Consider the following 17,864-nt stretch of genomic DNA (forward strand, 5'->3'; position numbering starts at 1 on the left):
GGAGGCAGAAGATGAGATCGATGGAAGGAAAAACTGACAAGATCAGGCAGATCCTGGCGGATGCAGGATGTGACGCTGACGAAATAGAAGCTTTTATCGACTGTCACCGCAGCTGCAGCGCAGACGAGCAGATGAGGATGCTCTGCAGGTACAGGAAGGATCTGCTGTGCAGGACGCACGAGGCTCAGCGGCAGCTTGAGTGTATGGATCATTTCATATACCAGATGGAAAACGGCGGCCCGGGCGTCTGCGAGACTGTGTGCGGCACGTCGTGTGACGGCAGAGAAGGCAGAAAGAAAAGCCGCGATAAAAAGAAGAAAAACGATAATAATGAAAATGATAAAGAGGAAGATGAGGAGGGAGCGGAATGAAACCGTATGAAGAGAGCAGCATTTTCCCGGTTGGTGGGGAGAACACAGCGTTTGCACAGTATTTTGACGGCACGAGCTATCTCAACATGCTGTCGCTGGAGCAGGTGGTCGTAGGAAATGTGACGTTCGAGCCGGGCTGCCGCAATCACTGGCATATACACAAGGCGTCGGAAGGCGGCGGTCAGATACTGCTGGTGACGGCAGGTCGAGGATATTACCAGGAATGGGGCGAGGAGCCTCAGGAGCTTCACCCGGGAGATGTAGTGAATATCTCGCCGAATGTAAAGCACTGGCACGGAGCAGCGCCGGACAGCGCATTCCAGCATCTGGCGATAGAAGTGCCGGGCAAAGACACAGCGAGCGAGTGGTGTGAACCGGTAGATGAGGCTTTTTACAAAAGCCTGAAATAATATCGGAAGGCGGCGCAGCAGGCTCCGCCAGTGTAATGTGCTGAATTCAGAACAGCGGCGCAGGCACATTGTGCTGAAGTCGAAGCAGCGCATGCAGCGGCACGGCAGGTGCCGCAGGCATTCCGGCTCCCGTCAGGGAGGCGGTACCGAAGTGAGGAGGTAATGACATGGTAAAACAGACAGCAGGAAGAGACGCGCTTGGCGAATTTGCACCTAAATTCGCAGAGCTTAACGATGACGTATTATTTGGAGAGGTGTGGAGCCGCGAAAGCGAATTATCACTGCGCGACCGCAGCATCGTGACTGTGGTTTCGCTGATGGCGCAGGGGCTGGTGGATTCATCATTTGAATATCATCTGCAGTCCGCAAAGAAAAACGGCGTGACTAAGACTGAGATCGCGGAGATAATCACACACGCAGCGTTTTACGCCGGCTGGCCGAAAGCATGGGCAGCATTCAACATGGCGAAAAAAGTGTGGACTGACGAGGAATAATAAAACAGGCGGCATGGCCGTGGCGGCCGCAGCTTCAGCAGTCGCGGCGGCCGGGAAGAATGATCGCAAATAGTAAAAACGGAGGAAACTATGATATATAAGGATTTTCAGGGGAAAAAGCTTTCGACGCTCGGAATGGGCGCGATGAGACTGCCGGTGATCGACGGTGACGACACTAAAGTCGACAATGACAAGGTAAAAGAGATGGTGGCGTATGCCATGGAAAAGGGCGTAAATTACTACGACACCGCGTGGGGCTATCACGGCGGCAATTCGGAGCTGGCGATGGGCGAGGCGCTGAGCGCATATCCGAGGGAGAGCTTCTATCTTGCGGATAAATTCCCCGGATACGATCTTTCCAATATGGACAAGGTGGAGGAGATATTCGAGAAACAGCTGGAGAAGTGCCAGGTGGAGTATTTTGATTTTTATCTCTTCCATAATGTATGCGAGATGAATATCGAGCAGTATCTCGACGAAAGCCACGGTATAATGGATTATCTGTGGAAGCAGAAGCAGAACGGCAGGATAAAGCACCTGGGATTTTCCGTACACGGCAGCTTTGATGTAGCTCAGAAATTTCTCGAAAAGTACGGCGACAGGATGGAGTTCTGCCAGGTGCAGCTGAATTATCTGGATCTGACGTTCCAGAAGGCTGATGCAAAGCTTGAGCTGCTCAAGGAGCGCGGCATTCCTGTATGGGTCATGGAACCGCTCCGCGGAGGTCGTCTGGCAGAGCTTTCCGAAGAGCATACTGCAAAGCTCAAGGCTCTCAGACCTGACGAGACCGTTCCTGCATGGGCGTTCAGATTCCTGCAGTCGTTCCCGGAAGTAGTAGTGACGCTGTCAGGTATGTCGAATTTCGATCAGCTCAAGGCCAACATCGATACGTTCGAAACGGACGCACCGCTTGATGAAAAGGAAATGGAAACTATCTCGAAGATCGCTGAGGAGATGCTGAGCGTGGAGACTCTGCCTTGCACTGCATGTCACTACTGTACGAGCCACTGTCCGAAGGGCCTCGATATCCCTGAACTTCTCAAGCTGTACAATGAGCACAGCTTCACGGGCGGCGGGTTCCTGGCCCCGATGGCTGTAAGTGCTCTGCCGAAAGACAAGCAGCCGGGCGCATGCATCGGATGCAGGAGATGCGAGAAGGTCTGTCCTCAGCAGATCAAGATCTCAGAAGCGCTGGCTGATTTCGCGGAAAAGCTCGGGAAGAAATAAGAAGACAGGAGACTGCAAGTCGCGGGCTGCGAGATGGCAAAGCGGGCGCGGGAGTCGCTGGATCTCTGAGGCGTTGCTTTGCGGATCATGAAGCCGGGCTCGTGTGGATATGCGAGCATGCAGTATCGCCGGGTGCCACAGGATTTATGTGAAAACCAAAAATCATTTGCCGGATGGCTGTTGTTGGTAAAAACAGCAGTTATCCGGTTGTTTTTTTGATTGTGAATACCAAGAATGAAAAATTGATGAGCTGTTCTTGGTATTTTTCATGCAAAAATGCCGAGATTTTCATGAGAAAGTTACCAAAAAATCGCAGGTCAAATCAGCATCTTGGTAAACGGCTTTTGCATAAAATTCAAAACGGTCCTTGACTATACGGTAACCGTACAGTTTAAAATTTACGCAGGAGTTTTAAAAAAGGAATTTTTTCACAAAAAATCTTGCAGAAAGGATGATATTGTTTGTTAGAGAAATTAGCGGGAAAGCACGGATCTTCGATAGGAGTGACGTGTCTTATAGTGTCTGCTCTTTTATGGGGCGGAGAGTATGTGGTAGCAAAGGACGTGCTGGACGTGATCCCGCCGAACTGGAGTAACGCGATCAGAGCGTTTTTTACGACTGTGTTTGCAGTCATAATATGGCGGAAGCATTTTAAAGAGGCTAAACTTCAGGACTGGATAAGAGGACTCGTATGCGGCCTGTTTTTCGGTATGGGCTCGGCGCTGCAGTTCATGGGCCTCGAGATGATAAATGCCGGCGTCAATGCGTTCATCGCTTCGGCGTATGTCGTGATGGTGCCGTTCATGGTATGGGCGGTGGACAGGAAAAGGCCTGCGGGCAAGGTGTTCATCAGTGCGCTGGTCGGGATCAGCGGAGTGACGATAATGTCCGTGACGGGATTTTCGACGGGCAGTCTGCACATAGGTCTGGGCGAGATACTGACGCTGCTGAGCGCGATCGGATACGGAGGTGCGATGGTGACTGCGGATTATTTCACGGAAAAGACGAGCGTGGAGTTCATCACGGCGTGCCAGTTCATCATGACGTGCGTGATCGGACTGGTTTTCGGACTGGCGATGGAAGAATTCCCGCATGTGGCGCTGACTACGCCGATAGCGCTGGAATTCATATACCTCGTGCTGTTCGGGACGTTCGCGACGCAGCTGCTGTTCACGTTTGGCGTGAAATACGCTTCTGCAAATCAGGCGGGCGTGATCTTCCCGCTGGAGTCGGTGTCGGCGACGGTATTCGGGTGTCTGTGCCTGCATGAGCAGCTCAAAGCAGTGCAGGTGATAGGCGGCCTGCTGATCATCGCTGCTGTAGTAATCAGCAATGTTTCATTCGGAAAGTCGCAGGAGCCGAAGCTGCCGGCGGAGCAGTAGAGGCCGCGGGGACTGATGGCTACGCGGACTGAGGCGATGTGAGGGCAGCCCGGAAAGCTGATGATCGAAAATACGGCAGCGCGAAGAGCTGGCGGGCCCGAAACTGAAGACTTTGATAAAATAATAAAAAGTGCCGGGCTCCGGGAAATGAGGTAATCCTCAAGTTCCCGGGGCACCGGCACTTCTCAGTTTCCGTCTGACGTCAGGCGCTGTGCTGCTGACACAGCGCGTGCGCATTATTGCCTGCAGCTGTCGTCTGTCAGGCGGTTGTTCGATGTATGCATCTGCCAGTGCATCATCGCCTGCCGCTTTGCCTGGCAGAGCGCTGTCTCCAGCCTTTGCAGGACCTACAGCATGCCTTTCTTGCCTGTCATATGATCGATAGTGAGCTCGTAAGCAACAGAACCGCAGCCCTTGCTGATCAGCTCTTTGCCGCTTTCCATGAACTCAGCCGAATACTTGCCGACCATGGCCTCGAGCACAGGGATCTTTTCTTCCATAGTATCAATGACTCTGATGGTTCCGAAAGCTATCACGCTTGAGAACAGCGTCGTGAAGTTTTCCTTCGCGATGTCATCCTTGCCGATAACGCTGAATGAAACGTGCGGATCCTTTTTCATGCAGTCGAGCTTGTAGCCCTCAGCTGCGCCGTGGAAATAGATCTTGCCGTCTGAATATACGAAATTCACCGGTACGGAGTAAGGGTAGCCGTTTTCGCCGTAAAGCGCCAGCGTTCCGTTTGGTGAAGTCTTCAGGATGTTTTCGACTTCTTCATTTGTCAGCATGTTTGCTTTTGATCTCATTTCTCTGAACATAGTTTTTCTCCTTTTTAATAAATTCTATAAATGATCGGAAATGCAGGCGGTCGAGTGTGAGCTGCGGTTTTACATGAGCTCGTCGCCGTCTCCCCATGCATCACCGACTTTTTCGCCTATCCTGTAGTAGCCGCTGCCGAACGGATCGAATGCGAATGCATTGAGCTTTGAGATGTCTACGATACCGTCTTCATCGAGGACTTTTTCATCTGCGAGCACGTCTACGATCTCGCCGACGACTCTGAATCCGGAGATACCGTGCTGGAGCTCTGCGACCCTGCACTCGAGCGTCAGCGGGAATTCTTCCACGACAGGAGCATCGACTTTTTCGCTCTTCACTGCGTGAAGTCCGCTTCTCTCGAACTTGTCATCCATGTCGTTGCCGCTGGCGATGCCGAAGAAATCAGCTTCTTTCAGGTGATCGACGTCAGCGATGCTGAGCGTGAATGCCATTCTTTCCTTTATGTTCTGCGAAGTTTTGTGCGTTTCCGTGATGTTGAGCGCTACCATGTTGTTCGCGCACACGCCGCCCCATGCCATGTTCATTACATCGACCTTTTCGTCAGCGCCGTAAGTCGCGATCATCAGCACCGGCATCGGGAATGTGTAAGGGTTTGCACCAAGACTCTTTTTCATTGAGATCCCTCCTTGAATATTACTGTTATCTATACTACCATCATAATTTAAAAAAATATCAAAAGCAAGTGAAATGATACATCACATTTCCCACGCATCGTGCAGCTTAGCCATGATCCCGGGGAAGGCCGCTCCCGGCTCTGGCGGTGATGTAACCCTCGCCTGCAGGCTGTCGCTCTCGCAACCGGCTCCTGCGAAATATTTGCAACTGGCTCTTTCGATGGGTACGATTTTATTGTACTATAAAACAGAGAAGAGAGGAAGAATGTGGAGGTGGATGCTTGAATTTTTACGGCGTTGTGATCGCAGTGATCACATTTATGATAATAGGAGTGTTTCATCCGATAGTGATAAAAGCTGAATATCATCTGACCGAAAGGTGCTGGCCGCTTTTTCTGGCGGCGGGGATCGTGCTGATCGGGGGCAGCGTGCTGGCGTCGAACACGATGCTTTCGTGCGTGCTCGGCGTGACGGGATGCAGCTGTATGTGGAGCATAAAGGAGCTGCGGGAACAGAAGGAAAGAGTCAGAAAAGGCTGGTTCCCGGCAAACCCGGCGAGAAATGGAGATGCAAAACGGCAGGACGCCGGCAGATCCGGATGTGACGGCACATCGTCATGTAGCGAAGGAATGGCAGAGGAGTACGCGGATAACGCGGTGAACTGCCGTAATGATAACGAAAAGAAAGGAAGTAAGGTCATGGAAATGAGAAGAAAAGAAAAAATGATATCGCAGGAAGAGATCATGGAAGTGCTTGAAAAGGCCGAATACGGCGTGCTTTCCACGGTGAGCGGAGACGGTATCCCGTACGGGACTCCGGTAAACTTCGTATTCATGGACGGAGCGATATATTTTCACTGCGCGACTGAGGGCCACAGGCTCGATAACATCGCGGCAAACGACAATGTATGTTTCACAGTCGTGGATTCGGTCGAACTCATGCCGGAGCAGTTCAACACGAGATACTGTTCGGTGATCGCGTTCGGCAAAGCCGAGGTGCTGGAAAACGAAGAAGAGAAAAAGGCTGCACTGCTCGGCATCGTGAAAAAGCTGAGCCCGGGATTCATCGAGAGCGGCATGAAATACATAGATTCCAGCGTGAACGAGGCGCATGTGATCAGGATCTGCGTTTCAGAGATGACAGGCAAAGCGACGCGATAGAGCGGCACCACAACGGAGGTATATCACCGCGGCAACACATATTATCCTTGATTACAACAGATCCAGGTGCTAAAATTCAAGAGTGAAAAACAGCGGCACGCAGCTTTACATTTGTCTGCATGCCGCTTACTACAGGAAATGGAGAATTTGAAATGAAAGAAGAAATAATGGAAATACTGACCGGCGTAAGAAGCGATGTGGATTTTGAAAACAGCACAAAGCTGATAGACGATGGGATCCTTGAATCCCTTGATATCGTAGCTATCGTCGGCGAATTCAATGAGACTTTCGACGTGGAAATATCGGTGGAGGACCTCGTTCCGGAAAACTTCAATTCCGTGGATGCGATGGTCGAGCTGATAACCAGAGCGCAGGAATAGACGGGTGATGCAGGAAAGGGAGAACTGTTAAATGGCATTTACTTCGTTGTATTTTCTGATTTTTGTCGCAGCGGTCACCGGCTGCTACTATGCTGTGCCGCAGAAGAACAGATGGGTCGTGCTGCTGGCAGCCAGCTACGTGTTCTATCTTATATCGAGCCCGAAAACTTTTGTTTTCATACTATTCACGACGGTCGTGACCTTCTTCGGAGGCAGGTACATAGGCAGGCTCAATACGGAGCACAAAGAATATCTTGCAGCCCACAAAAGTGAGCTTTCCAGAGATGATAAAAAAGAACTAAAAGCCGCAGTGAAAAAAAGGAAGAGAAAAATGGTCCTTCTCGTACTGCTGGCTGATTTTGGCGTACTCGCGGCGCTGAAATATTTCAGATACTACATAGAGATACTGGCACAGGCGTACGGTGGCGTGCAGCTCGATCTGGGAATACTGATCCCGCTGGGGATCTCGTTCTACACGTTCCAGTCGGCGGCATACATAATAGATCTGTACAGGAGCAAGATCGAGGCGGACAGCAGTCTGCCGCGATTTGCGCTGTTCCTTTCGTTTTTCCCGCAGATCGTACAGGGGCCTATCGCGCGCTATGACCAGCTCGCCGGGCAGCTTTACGAAGGGCACAGCTTCTCGTATACGAATTTCACGCACGGAATGCAGCTGATACTGTGGGGGTTTTTCAAGAAACTCGTGATCGCTGACCGGGTAGCGGTGCTGGTGAACCAGGTATTCGACAACTATGGAGACTATCACGGAGCGATAGTGTTCGTAGCGCTGCTCGGATACAGCGTGCAGATATATGCGGATTTTTCGGGCGGGATCGATATCGCCAGGGGAGTCGCAGGCATGATGGGCATAGAGATGTCACACAATTTCATGCGGCCGTATTTTTCGGACAGCATTTCGGAATTCTGGCGCAGATGGCACATGTCGCTGAGCTTCTGGTGCAGAGACTATATATTCTATCCGATATCGCTTTCGAAGTTTTTCGGAAAGGCCGGCAAGAGCCTGAGAAAGGTTTTCGGCGATCGCATAGGCAAGCTGTTCCCGGTGCTCGTCGCGCAGATGGCGACGTTCATCACGATCGGGATATGGCACGGCGCCGAGTTCAAATACATAGCGTACGGCCTTTACAACGGCGGGATCATAATCCTCGGACTGCTTCTCGAGCCTCAGCTGAAAAAACTCGTGCAGTTCTTTCATATAAATGTGCAGAGCGAGGGCTGGAAAGTGTTCTGCGTACTCAGGACGTTTTTCCTGATCGTCGTCGGAAGGATGTTCCCTAAAGCCGCGTCGTTCGGGGTGGCGATGTCGATGTATGCGTCGATATTCAGTTCCGGAGGAGGCAGTGACGCCGGGTTCTGGACAACGCTGATGTCGCTGGGCCTGAACTGGGGCGATCTCATTATCATCATCCTCGCATGCGCAGTCTGGTTCAGGATAAGCTGGCTGCAGGAAAAGGGCGTGAAGATACGCGAGTCGCTGGGAGAAATGGCATTAAAAAAGCGCTGGGCAATCCTGCTGCTGGGATTCGCAGCAGTGCTCGTACTGGGCGTATACGGCCCGGGGTACGATGCCAGCGCGTTCATATACCGTGGATTCTGATCGGGATCGGCGGAGTGCCGCTTAGGCACGGCAGACCGGTCACTGATCCTTATCGCGGTCTGTAAGCAGATTCCGTCTGATCTTCCCGTTGAAGGTCCGCGGGATCTCTTTTATTGTCTCTATATATTTCGGCTGTTTGTTTGCGTCCAGATGGGATGCGAGGAACGACTTGAATCCCTTCTTGTCATAGGAGGTCTCTCCGGCTTCGCTGAGTGCTATGTAAAGCTTCGGAGCCTGACCGGTAAGGGCATCCCTGACAGGCACGCAGGCGCAGTCCTTTATCAAAGGGTTCTGCATGACGATGCTCTCGATCTCTTCAGGCGAGATCTTGATGCCACCGTAGTTGATCACGTCGTCTTTCCTGCCGAGCATGTATATGTAGCCGTCTTTGTCGATGTAGCCCAGGTCTTTTGTGTAAATGTAGCCGTTCTGCATAGTCTCGGCGGTGAGCTCCGGTTCCCGGAAATACTCTTTCATGTTTATCGCGCCGGAGCTTGCGAGGAATCCCGGATTCTCCGGTGATGAAGCGATCTCTCTGCGGTCCTCATCGACGACGATGAACTGTGCGTTGACTGCAGGTTTTCCGATGCATCCCGGTCTTCCGGCCATCGAGTTGAAGTCGAGAAGGCATGAGCAGCCGGCTTCCGTGCTTCCGTAAAAATTGTAAAGTCTCGTATCGGGCAGTATCCTGCTCAGATGCAGCTTGTCCTCTTCGGGGAGCGGCGCCGAGCCGAGCTGGATGTAATCGAGCCTGTCCGCATATTCGCCCAGCCTGTCTTTTGAAAGCTTGAATATGATGGAAAGCATGCTCGGGGACAGATCCATCGCGGTCACGTGGTATTCGTCCATCAGCGTGAAGACTTTCTTGAGCAGTGTTACGCCGTCTGAGAATACTGCGGCGCTGCCGTTCACCATGTTGGCGTAAGTCCTTCGAAGTCCGTGCGAGTGGCTGAGCGGCATGGGGATCAGTTCGATGTTGTTCTTTTTCATGCCGACGCCGCACATCACGTTTTCGGCGATAGCCATGTCGTTTCCGTGCGTCAGGACGATACCCTTGGATTTGCCGGTGGTTCCGGTGGAAAACAGTATTTCCGCAGTCTGCTGTGCTTCGGGGAAGCTTATCTCTCCGAGAGGCGGGAGGTCTTCAGGTGTACATGCAAAGTCTGCAGCCCGGCTGATGTCCATGAATCCGGGAGTCGCGCTGTGCTGTGACGGTCCGCATGATGTCTGTATGGTATCGAGCGCGGCACTGAGCTTTGCAGCATCCTTCCCTATATAAAGGACAGCCTGTGTATCGCCCAGGATCTCTGCGAGCCTGCCGGCTGCAGCATTTTTCTCGATGGGCACGAATATACCGCCGAGAAGCTGTATGGCGAACTCGCATATCATGTATCCTGCGTTCTGGCTGCATTCGACTGCGACGCATCGTTCGCGCGTGACGCCCAGCTCCTGCAGCCTTTGCGAAAGTCCGTAGATCCTGCTCCAGACTTCGCCGTATGAAAAGGCGCTGCGGCTGTCTGCCATACAGAGCCGTTCGGGATCGGCATATGAATTGTGAGCTATGTGTTGTACGACTGACGGGTACAGTTTCATTCGGTTCCTCCTTGTGGCAGCTGCCTCAGAGACAGCTCTCCGTTTTCTTGCAGGACCATGATATCACATGGAGCCGTACATGACGTGGTTTTTTTGTGAAACTTCGATGTTATCCTACAAATTTTAAAATTGCTGTGATATTATATTCCGGTGATTACAGAACGATACACGAAGGGTTGCGGGATTGGATGATTTTTGGACTGTGCATGCTGTGCGGAGACGGCTGACAGAGCCGGTGCCTGAGATGGCTGAAAGGGCCGAGGCGGCAGAGCCGGCGGCAGGCGCAGAATATTTATCGGTAAAAGGTGGATAGTATGAAAAAAATCAGAAAAGCATTGGCGCTGCTGCTGGCGGCAGTGATGATAGCAGGACTTTCATCATGCGGCGGCAGCGGTGACGAGTCGGGTACGAAGCTCAAGATCGTCCAGCAGTATGGTATGGCATATGCTCCGTTCAAGATCATGCAGGAGAAGCAGCTGATAGAAAAGTATTATGACGGCGTCGAGGTGGAATGGAGTGTGCTCAACTCTGGACAGGCGATAAATGAAGGTTTTGCATCGGGGGACATCGATATCGGAGCCATGGGTCTGGCGCCGGTCATAACGGGAGTGACGAGCGGAGTTCCGTATAAGATATGTTCCGGTGTCTCTGCGCAGCCGAACCGGCTGATGACGAGCAGCAAAAAAGTAAAATCTCTGAAGGATATAGGTAAAAAGAAGATCGCCCTTGTGAATATAGGCAGTATCCAGCATATAATACTGGCGATGGCAGCTGAGAAGGAGCTCGGAGATGCGCATGCTCTGGATCACAACATCGTCGCAATGTCGCATCCTGACGGTATGTCGGCGCTGCTTTCGGGAAGCGTCGAGTGCCAGCTGACAACAGCGCCTTATGTATACAAGGAGGCGACTGATGACAGCATACATGAAGTTGAAGGCGTAGCTGACGCGTGGCCTGACGGTAATTCATTCATAGTGGCGGTCGCATCGACAAGTCTCAAAGAGAAGGATCCGGAGCTTTACGACGCATTCATAAAAGCCCTGGAAGAGGCGATAGACTATATAAACAACAACAAAGAGGAAGTCGCGCAGATGCTTTGCGCAGAAGAAGGCGTAGAAGCCGAAACGATGCTCGGATGGCTGAACGACCCTGCGTGCGTGTACTCGACGAAGACGAAGGGCGTGCTTTATATGGCGGATTTCATGAAGAAAAACGGATTTCTGGAAAATGAAGGCGTGGAGTCGCTGAGCGACCTGGCTTTTGATAATGTTGAAGGGGACTGATCGATGAAAGAAATAAGGACACAGATAATTTTTATCATTTGTTTTCTGGCGGTATGGCAGATTGTGTATCAGATGCAGGCGTTCCCGGAGCTGCTGTTCCCGTCTCTGAAGGAGATCGGCAGCAGTTTTGTCACGGGCTTTAAGGACAACAGTCTGCTGGAGTACACGCTTTATTCGATGTCGCTTATCGTAAAAGGCATGGGTATAGCCGTGGTGCTGGCATTCGTGTTTTCTGGACTTGCCGTAGTGAACGGGATATTCCATTCGATCTACAATCTGATAGTGTCTATCTGCGACCTGCTGCCCGGTGTGGCGCTGCTGCCGCTGGCTATCCTGTGGTTCGGTATCGGCGAGGGCACGATAATCTTCATAGTAGTGCATTCCATCCTGTGGCCCATGTCGCGCAGTATAATGGACGGCTTCAGCTCGGTGCCGGATATATATGTGGAAAGCGGCAGGAATATAGGTCTGCACGGGCTCTCGCTCGTAACGGGCGTTTATCTGCCTGCGGCATTCAGCAGTGTGCTTTCGGGTCTGAGAGTCGGCTGGGCGAGAGCCTGGAGAGGACTGCTCAGCGTAGAGATGATATTCGGCACGACCGGTGCGGGTGCGGGGATCGGATACTATATTTTTATGCGAAGGACGAATTTTGACATCGCCGGCGTATTCGCTTCGCTGATAGTGATCGTGATAATAGGCGTGATAATCGAATATGGCGTTTTCAGGATAATCGAGAAAAACACAGTGAGGAAATGGGGGATGGTGCGATGAGCAAACTGCTTGAAGTCAAAGGGATCACGAAGAATTACCATGATGCGCCGGGCTCGCGCAACATAATCAGCGACCTCGATCTTACCGTGGAAAAGGGCGATTTCATATGCATACTGGGACCGTCGGGCTGCGGCAAGACGACGCTGATACGCTGTATCGCAGGTTTTGAATCGTGTGAAGGCGAGATCCTTGTCGACGGGAAAAGGGTGGATGGACCGGGAACGGATCGTATAATGGTGTTCCAGGATTTCAACCAGCTGTTCCCGTGGAAGACGGTGAAGAAAAACATTCAGTATCCGCTGAAGATAAGCGGTATCAGGGATAAGGAAAAGCTCGAGCAGATCGCGCAGGAGCATCTTGAGCTGGTAGGCCTGGGTGACAAGGGGGATCTCTACCCGCATCAGCTTTCCGGCGGCATGAAGCAGCGCGTGGCGATCGCAAAGGGGCTGGCGCTCAATCCTAAGATGATCCTGATGGACGAACCGTTCGCAAGTCTCGATGCGATGACGAGGAACAAGCTGCAGGCGGAGCTCTGGAGGATAAAGGAAAAGGAAAACGCAACTGTCATTTTCATAACTCACAATATACAGGAGGCACTCGTACTCGGTACGAGAGTCATACTGATGTCGCGAAAGGGCGAGATCAAGATCGATATGAAAAACGACATACCGAAGCCGGTAACGCCTGCGTCGGAGGGTTACGGGCAGATGTGGAAAAAGTTCAATGATGCGTTATGGGAGGAAAGTGAGACAGATGTGTGATGCAAATGTGCAGAAACCGCTTTCGAAGAAGAAAATGCTACTGCGCGCAGTGATTTTTGCCGTGGCTGTGGTGCTGGTGTTTTTATATCTCAATGCGGTCTTCACGATACCTAACTCGGATCCGAACAGGCGCATATTCAATGCGTTTTATGCGGAAAAAAAGGATACGATCGATGCAGTGTATCTTGGGACGAGTGCGACCAACAGGTATTTCATAGGTCCGCTGGCATACGAGGAAACGGGACTTGCGGAGTTCGATCTGGCTGCTATGGGAATGCCTCTGATCTTCATGCAGAACCTGATGAAGGAAGTGGAAAAGACCCAGGATCCCGCGCTTTACATAATAGAACTGCGAGGAGTGCTGAAGGGCAGGGAAGATGTGGCGGATGCTCATATACGCAGGATAACGGACAGCATGCATATATCGTCGAACAAGTATGATACGATAAAGCTGGCGCTGGAGTATGCCGGTGGTGGCACTGATGCCGGCGATTCTGGTGATGACTCGGGGCAGACTATGTTCCTGTCAGGCGGCAGTGTGGATGACGGCCCGCTCGATTACTACGTGCCGATTTTGAAATATCACAATCGTATCACGGCCGGGAACCTTACTCCGAAGGATATTTTTCTGTGGAGGAGCAAAAATAAAGTAAAGGGCTATGTTATCGGTCCGAAGACGCTGACGAGCAAAGCTCAGAAAAAGCCTGTGTACTCTGATGAAAGGGCGGCGCTGGAGCCTGAGACGGAGCAGACGCTGAACGAGCTGCTGAATTACTGTGACAGCCTTGGTGATGACAAGCAGGTGCTGTTCGTGCTGTCTCCGTATTCTATGAAGAGTGGTGAAGCGGAGAAGTTCAACACAGCGGCGGACATAGTGCAGGCGAGAGGATATGATGTCCTCAACTGCAACCAGCCGGATATCGCTAAGGAAATCGGTCTGGACTGGAAAAAGGATTTTTACAACAGCAAGCATGTGAATTATATGGGTGCGGAGAAATACACGAAATATCTCGCAGAGTATATCAGCGAGCATTATGATATGCCTGACCGACGCGGTGATGAGAAATATGAGAGCTGGAGCGAGGCATACGAGCATTACAGGGAATTCGTTGCGCCGGGCATACAGCCGGAGGGTTCTGAGCTGCTGAAGTGATGTACTGCGGTTGCAGTCTGTGGAATGACTGTAAGATCGCGTGGTATGCGGTGAGCCGTAGTACGAATGTGAGGATGCCGGATCTGTTTCGGGGTTCAAAGCGTATGAGAAAGAATGCGTGAGGTGGAGCGCAGGATACAGAAATATGTAAAAGCAGTACCGACGCTTTGCCGGGCCCGTGCGAGCCGGTCGATGTTCGATGCGGATCGATAAAGATGATCGAATGATCGAAGTATAGAGTCTACGGGCCTCGGCTAAGCGGCGGTCAGCTCAGGCTTGCAACGGCTGCAGATGTCAGAGTGTTATCTGTAGTCGCTCCTGTGGTACTGCTCAGCTTTGCTGCGCTGATCCTTTTCGTTTCTTTCGCTCTTTTCGATTTTTTCATTGCGTTCGTTTTTTTCGTTACGCTCGCTTCTCTCGCTCTTCTCGTTGCGATACTTATTGTTCATTTTGTTGTTTTTCATGATCTATCCCTCCCGAATTTTATTGTGCTCTCAAATATTTTTAATATGTCAGGTAAATAATTGATTTTTTTGTTGACAAAGCATTCCCGAAGTGATAAAATTTATCTTGTTCGACGGCAAACGCTGAAGATAAAAACTTAAAACGGTGAGCACCATTAGCTCAGCTGGCAGAGCACCTGACTCTTAATCAGGGTGTCCAGGGTTCGAACCCCTGATGGTGTACCAAAACGTTCCTATTCGAACTACTACTTCTACAGACGTGGGTTTGCGACGATAGTATGGTTTGAGTAGGAGAGACAGAAGCGACAATAGAGTCGCTTTTTTCTTTTTTGAAATAGCAACGGGAGCCATATGACTCCCGTTAAATTTTAACAAAAATACTTTGTTAAAATCATTGTCAACTTCATTAAATCGCTTTCTTTAAGTCGTGATAGTTGAATCTCTTTTGCGATACATTCTCTTACCTTATTCTTTACAGTCTCATTTTCTGAAAGTGTTCGAATTATTTCTTCTTGCCAATTCAACAACCATACTACATCAAAATTGGTAAAATCGAACTTCTCAAATTCAATAAATAAGTCAAACATCGGACTACAATTTAAAAAGCTCGAGAAATCTTTTTTCTTTAAAGATCCGGTTCTACAAAAATAACCTACAAGGTTTAGTGCTGCAAAATAATCATGTTTAGGATATGTTTGTATAGGAGAATCTTTTGTAGAAAGTTCAATTTCTTTTTCTAAATACGTCGTTAGTGCTCCCAATGTTTTGGTATCAATTTTTGCATTATGGTTTACAAGAAACAAAAAATCGTCAAAGTTAAATTCCTTTGTCAAGTTCTCGCGAATCCATTTTATTACATTTCTCTTTTGCGCTACTGAAAGATGAGAATAATAATGCCATAAAATTTCTTTCTTGAACTGCATATATGAGTTTTGGATGATTTTCGTAATGCGGTATGCCAATTTTCTCGATTTGTAACCATCATTGGTATTAATGTAATGTATTAAATTCGGGTAGTTTAAACTTGAGTGTTTTGAATATAATTCGAATTTTTCGTTCCTGTTTATTGCTTCAATATGTTTGTCGATATAATAAGTCAGTTTATTTTCGATGATAGTGGCCGTTGATACACTACATCTCTTTCTTACCCATATTTGTGAGTCTAAAAAAAGTATTTTATCGCCAATGCAAATTTCGCGAAACTCATATTTGAAAATAAAATCACATATGAAGTCAACAAGTTCCTGAGAAATATCTATGTATCGCAATAAATTCAAACATCTTCCAATTTTATTTTCAACTGATAGAATCTCAAATTTATCATTTGTTTTTAGTGCTTCGGAATAGTAAGAAAAAAGATTTTTAACCGATTTCTCTATAATCTCGTTTCCTTCAAAATCTAATTTCTCTATTGAATGTTTCCGTAACAATCTATTGAATTGTTTAACATCAAAATATTCAACAAAACAATAAAAATCGATGTTATCAAACCAAATCTTATTAGAAGCTACTCCTAAGAAATCATCATCTGTGGATTTCTTCGTTTGGACTGAATATTTGTATATTAATGTTGACATCAAGTTTCGTATGGTTGTTTTGAATTCTTTAAACTCCTCCATATATAACCCGTTACCCAAGAAAAAATGAAGATTTTGATTTATTCTTGATATCACTTTATCTGTGCTAGTTAATCCCCACTCTTGAGTATTAGAGTCAATAGCATCTTGCAATTTCATCGCATCTAAAAATGAATAATACGAATTCTCATATAGCATATTGAAAGAAGCAATGTCTTTAAAACATCGAAACTCGTTTTTAAATTCAATTGGCAAATTTTCAAATATGCGCGCAACTTGTTCATCACTAAGGATGCCTCCTTTTAATCCTTCAAAATCAAAAGAGTCGTGATACATCAAATTGTTTTTTGCACTTTCCATAGCTTTATATACTACATAACGGTTTGCTTGTGCTAAAAAGTGTAATAAGTAATCATTTGCAATATATGCTTCCGTTGCCACACATACAAATAACTCATATGATTCTTTATAGCGATTAAGTTTTGCTAAATAGTATGCTTTTTTATAATTGTGATGATAATCTACATATTCTTCAGCAACATACTTTTGTAATTTTAAATAGTCAAATTGCATGCAATATGGATTGGCAAAAATTAAATCATCATTAGTAAATGTTCGCTGCTTATGATCGGGGCAAAAAATACTTTTAATTTGAGCTTTTGAAAGCACGGATATAATAATCTTATATTTTTGAATTGCATTGTTGCTAAGTTTTTCTCTTTCAAATTCATTCATATCAAATATCGATACAAAGCGTTTAAATAATAGATTTTCACCAAAAGGTATATTAATTTCTCCATGACTATCAATAACAACCTTATTATGCAGCTTCGCTTTTATATCTTGTATGCGAAGAGCTTCCATATTATCTAAAGGCGACAACCACTCATACAGCAATTCAAATGCTTGCATTTCGTCTTTCCCTTTTAATGAAATTGTTGAGCAATCATTTATACGATTCAAAACACATCTGTATCTATCAATGAAACTGACAGATGCATCTTCACCCTCAAGACAATGCCTATAGTCAATGACATACAATCCCTTAGATTCATGGTATCTCAATTCATCTTTTGACAGTTCTGATTCATCTGTATATATAAATATTGGCTTGTTAAACTTTTCCTTAAGGAGCGTCTTCGTCCAATTCAAGATGAGTTTAATATTGTAATCATTAAGCCCATAACCTATAAATACCACGGTATTTTGAGCAAAGATTGATTTTAAAAGAGTTTCTACTAATTTGAAATTATCACTATAATTAAGATAGTCCTCTTCTTTTAAAACAATATTTCTATGCTCCAAATCTCCATGCAACTTCAATATGAAGCGATTTCCACCAATTTGTGATATTTCATCATCACAAGCAACAACTTTAAAGGTTTGACAGTTTTCTGACGCTGCTTTTTCAATCAAATTATCAAAATTGGTTGTTATAAAAGCGCAGGGATTTAAGTCCAGTAACATTTTATGAATAGAGTTAGGAACAAGTTGTTTACCATCAAAACAATCATTTATAAAATCATAATACCGATTTTCATCTTGATTTATTGAATAATAGTACATTTGAGGTATGCTTAAATAGTCCTCATTGCTATAATTTTGTTTTTTTGTACGTCCAAGACTAACGCAAAACGCATCTATCAATTCGGACCATTTGGGTGCATCTGAAAGTTTTGATACGCCAGCACCAACAAAAAATACCAAAGATTCTGTTTGCGAAGCAACTATAATTCTTTTAAACAACTCTTGATACATATCGGTCTCCT

At 47.8% G+C, this 17,864-nt stretch carries 17 protein-coding genes and 1 tRNA gene; 13 read left to right on the plus strand and 5 right to left on the minus strand.

The genetic code is table 11. From position 1 onward, the window contains the following. The first annotated feature begins 11 nt into the window (after nucleotides 1-11). From OCV59_RS04840 to OCV59_RS04860, 5 genes are all read left to right on the plus strand, one after another. On the plus strand, nucleotides 12-371 hold the full coding sequence (locus OCV59_RS04840; RefSeq protein WP_147593370.1) for a hypothetical protein: 360 nt from the start codon (nucleotides 12-14) through the stop codon (nucleotides 369-371). Next, entirely contained in the window at nucleotides 368-781 is a 414-nt protein-coding gene (locus OCV59_RS04845) for a cupin domain-containing protein (protein ID WP_147593371.1), read from the plus strand. Before OCV59_RS04840 ends, OCV59_RS04845 begins: the two co-directional genes overlap by 4 nt. 167 nt (nucleotides 782-948) lie before the next feature. After that, on the plus strand, nucleotides 949-1,275 hold the full coding sequence (locus OCV59_RS04850) for a carboxymuconolactone decarboxylase family protein (protein ID WP_147593372.1): 327 nt from the start codon (nucleotides 949-951) through the stop codon (nucleotides 1,273-1,275). Between the two features lie 90 nt (nucleotides 1,276-1,365). Next, on the plus strand, nucleotides 1,366-2,502 hold the full coding sequence (locus OCV59_RS04855) for an aldo/keto reductase (RefSeq protein ID WP_147593373.1): 1,137 nt from the start codon (nucleotides 1,366-1,368) through the stop codon (nucleotides 2,500-2,502). Between the two features lie 461 nt (nucleotides 2,503-2,963). After that, complete coding sequence (locus tag OCV59_RS04860) at nucleotides 2,964-3,884, plus strand: DMT family transporter (RefSeq protein ID WP_147593374.1); 921 nt, start codon at nucleotides 2,964-2,966, stop codon at nucleotides 3,882-3,884. 347 nt (nucleotides 3,885-4,231) lie between these two features. Here OCV59_RS04860 and OCV59_RS04865 read toward each other — a convergent pair whose 3' ends face one another. Together OCV59_RS04865 and OCV59_RS04870 are read right to left on the minus strand one after the other, a co-directional pair. Then, nucleotides 4,232-4,699: a pyridoxamine 5'-phosphate oxidase family protein gene (locus OCV59_RS04865; protein ID WP_147593375.1), complete on the minus strand. Its 468-nt coding sequence runs from the start codon at nucleotides 4,697-4,699 to the stop codon at nucleotides 4,232-4,234. Nucleotides 4,700-4,768: 69 nt separating this feature from the next. Continuing rightward, nucleotides 4,769-5,335 (minus strand): flavin reductase family protein, encoded by a 567-nt coding sequence (locus OCV59_RS04870; RefSeq protein WP_147593376.1) that lies wholly within the window; start codon nucleotides 5,333-5,335, stop codon nucleotides 4,769-4,771. A gap of 281 nt (nucleotides 5,336-5,616) precedes the next feature. Here OCV59_RS04870 and OCV59_RS11975 point away from each other — a divergent pair, with 281 nt between their 5' ends. From OCV59_RS11975 to OCV59_RS04890, 3 genes are all read left to right on the plus strand, one after another. Continuing rightward, complete coding sequence (locus OCV59_RS11975; protein WP_147593377.1) at nucleotides 5,617-6,495, plus strand: DUF4491 family protein; 879 nt, start codon at nucleotides 5,617-5,619, stop codon at nucleotides 6,493-6,495. A gap of 152 nt (nucleotides 6,496-6,647) precedes the next feature. After that, nucleotides 6,648-6,875: a phosphopantetheine-binding protein gene (locus OCV59_RS04885; RefSeq protein ID WP_147593378.1), complete on the plus strand. Its 228-nt coding sequence runs from the start codon at nucleotides 6,648-6,650 to the stop codon at nucleotides 6,873-6,875. Nucleotides 6,876-6,906: 31 nt separating this feature from the next. Then, nucleotides 6,907-8,493 (plus strand): MBOAT family O-acyltransferase, encoded by a 1,587-nt coding sequence (locus OCV59_RS04890; RefSeq protein WP_147593379.1) that lies wholly within the window; start codon nucleotides 6,907-6,909, stop codon nucleotides 8,491-8,493. 39 nt (nucleotides 8,494-8,532) lie between these two features. Here OCV59_RS04890 and OCV59_RS04895 read toward each other — a convergent pair whose 3' ends face one another. Beyond that, nucleotides 8,533-10,086, minus strand: coding sequence for a class I adenylate-forming enzyme family protein (locus tag OCV59_RS04895; RefSeq protein ID WP_147593380.1), 1,554 nt, complete (start codon nucleotides 10,084-10,086; stop codon nucleotides 8,533-8,535). Nucleotides 10,087-10,400: 314 nt separating this feature from the next. On the opposite strand from OCV59_RS04895, the gene OCV59_RS04900 reads away from it, so the two are divergent. The 4 genes from OCV59_RS04900 to OCV59_RS04915 are packed head-to-tail and all read left to right on the plus strand — an operon-like array spanning nucleotide 10,401 to nucleotide 14,054. Next, nucleotides 10,401-11,369, plus strand: a complete 969-nt coding sequence (locus tag OCV59_RS04900) for an ABC transporter substrate-binding protein (RefSeq protein ID WP_147593381.1) — start codon at nucleotides 10,401-10,403, stop codon at nucleotides 11,367-11,369. Between the two features lie 3 nt (nucleotides 11,370-11,372). Continuing rightward, nucleotides 11,373-12,140 (plus strand): ABC transporter permease, encoded by a 768-nt coding sequence (locus OCV59_RS04905; protein WP_262584120.1) that lies wholly within the window; start codon nucleotides 11,373-11,375, stop codon nucleotides 12,138-12,140. Further along, nucleotides 12,137-12,901: an ABC transporter ATP-binding protein gene (locus OCV59_RS04910; RefSeq protein WP_147593382.1), complete on the plus strand. Its 765-nt coding sequence runs from the start codon at nucleotides 12,137-12,139 to the stop codon at nucleotides 12,899-12,901. Before OCV59_RS04905 ends, OCV59_RS04910 begins: the two co-directional genes overlap by 4 nt. Next, nucleotides 12,894-14,054 (plus strand): hypothetical protein, encoded by a 1,161-nt coding sequence (locus OCV59_RS04915; RefSeq protein ID WP_147593383.1) that lies wholly within the window; start codon nucleotides 12,894-12,896, stop codon nucleotides 14,052-14,054. Before OCV59_RS04910 ends, OCV59_RS04915 begins: the two co-directional genes overlap by 8 nt. 302 nt (nucleotides 14,055-14,356) lie before the next feature. Here OCV59_RS04915 and OCV59_RS04920 read toward each other — a convergent pair whose 3' ends face one another. Then, nucleotides 14,357-14,518, minus strand: a complete 162-nt coding sequence (locus tag OCV59_RS04920; protein WP_262584121.1) for a hypothetical protein — start codon at nucleotides 14,516-14,518, stop codon at nucleotides 14,357-14,359. Between the two features lie 149 nt (nucleotides 14,519-14,667). Between OCV59_RS04920 and OCV59_RS04925 the strand changes: the two genes are divergently transcribed. Then, nucleotides 14,668-14,743: transfer RNA gene (locus OCV59_RS04925), tRNA-Lys, on the plus strand. Between the two features lie 143 nt (nucleotides 14,744-14,886). Here the strand turns inward: OCV59_RS04925 and OCV59_RS04930 are convergent. Beyond that, nucleotides 14,887-17,853 (minus strand): SIR2 family protein, encoded by a 2,967-nt coding sequence (locus OCV59_RS04930; protein ID WP_147593384.1) that lies wholly within the window; start codon nucleotides 17,851-17,853, stop codon nucleotides 14,887-14,889. Between the last annotated feature and the right edge of the window lie 11 nt (nucleotides 17,854-17,864).

The sequence above is a fragment of the Brotomerdimonas butyrica genome, from assembly GCF_025567305.1.
Lineage (GTDB): Bacteria > Bacillota > Clostridia > Peptostreptococcales > Anaerovoracaceae > Lentihominibacter > Lentihominibacter butyricus.

Coding starts and splice junctions, on each gene's coding strand:
- OCV59_RS04840 (WP_147593370.1), top strand. CDS start 12: ATGAGATCGATGGAAGGAAAAACTGACAAGATCAGGCAGATCCTGGCG.
- OCV59_RS04900 (WP_147593381.1), top strand. CDS start 10,401: ATGAAAAAAATCAGAAAAGCATTGGCGCTGCTGCTGGCGGCAGTGATG.
- OCV59_RS04855 (WP_147593373.1), top strand. CDS start 1,366: ATGATATATAAGGATTTTCAGGGGAAAAAGCTTTCGACGCTCGGAATG.
- OCV59_RS04870 (WP_147593376.1), bottom strand. CDS start 5,335: ATGAAAAAGAGTCTTGGTGCAAACCCTTACACATTCCCGATGCCGGTG.
- OCV59_RS04890 (WP_147593379.1), top strand. CDS start 6,907: ATGGCATTTACTTCGTTGTATTTTCTGATTTTTGTCGCAGCGGTCACC.
- OCV59_RS04895 (WP_147593380.1), bottom strand. CDS start 10,086: ATGAAACTGTACCCGTCAGTCGTACAACACATAGCTCACAATTCATAT.
- OCV59_RS04865 (WP_147593375.1), bottom strand. CDS start 4,699: ATGTTCAGAGAAATGAGATCAAAAGCAAACATGCTGACAAATGAAGAA.
- OCV59_RS04920 (WP_262584121.1), bottom strand. CDS start 14,518: ATGAAAAACAACAAAATGAACAATAAGTATCGCAACGAGAAGAGCGAG.
- OCV59_RS04845 (WP_147593371.1), top strand. CDS start 368: ATGAAACCGTATGAAGAGAGCAGCATTTTCCCGGTTGGTGGGGAGAAC.
- OCV59_RS04910 (WP_147593382.1), top strand. CDS start 12,137: ATGAGCAAACTGCTTGAAGTCAAAGGGATCACGAAGAATTACCATGAT.
- OCV59_RS04905 (WP_262584120.1), top strand. CDS start 11,373: ATGAAAGAAATAAGGACACAGATAATTTTTATCATTTGTTTTCTGGCG.
- OCV59_RS04885 (WP_147593378.1), top strand. CDS start 6,648: ATGAAAGAAGAAATAATGGAAATACTGACCGGCGTAAGAAGCGATGTG.
- OCV59_RS04850 (WP_147593372.1), top strand. CDS start 949: ATGGTAAAACAGACAGCAGGAAGAGACGCGCTTGGCGAATTTGCACCT.
- OCV59_RS04915 (WP_147593383.1), top strand. CDS start 12,894: ATGTGTGATGCAAATGTGCAGAAACCGCTTTCGAAGAAGAAAATGCTA.
- OCV59_RS04930 (WP_147593384.1), bottom strand. CDS start 17,853: ATGTATCAAGAGTTGTTTAAAAGAATTATAGTTGCTTCGCAAACAGAA.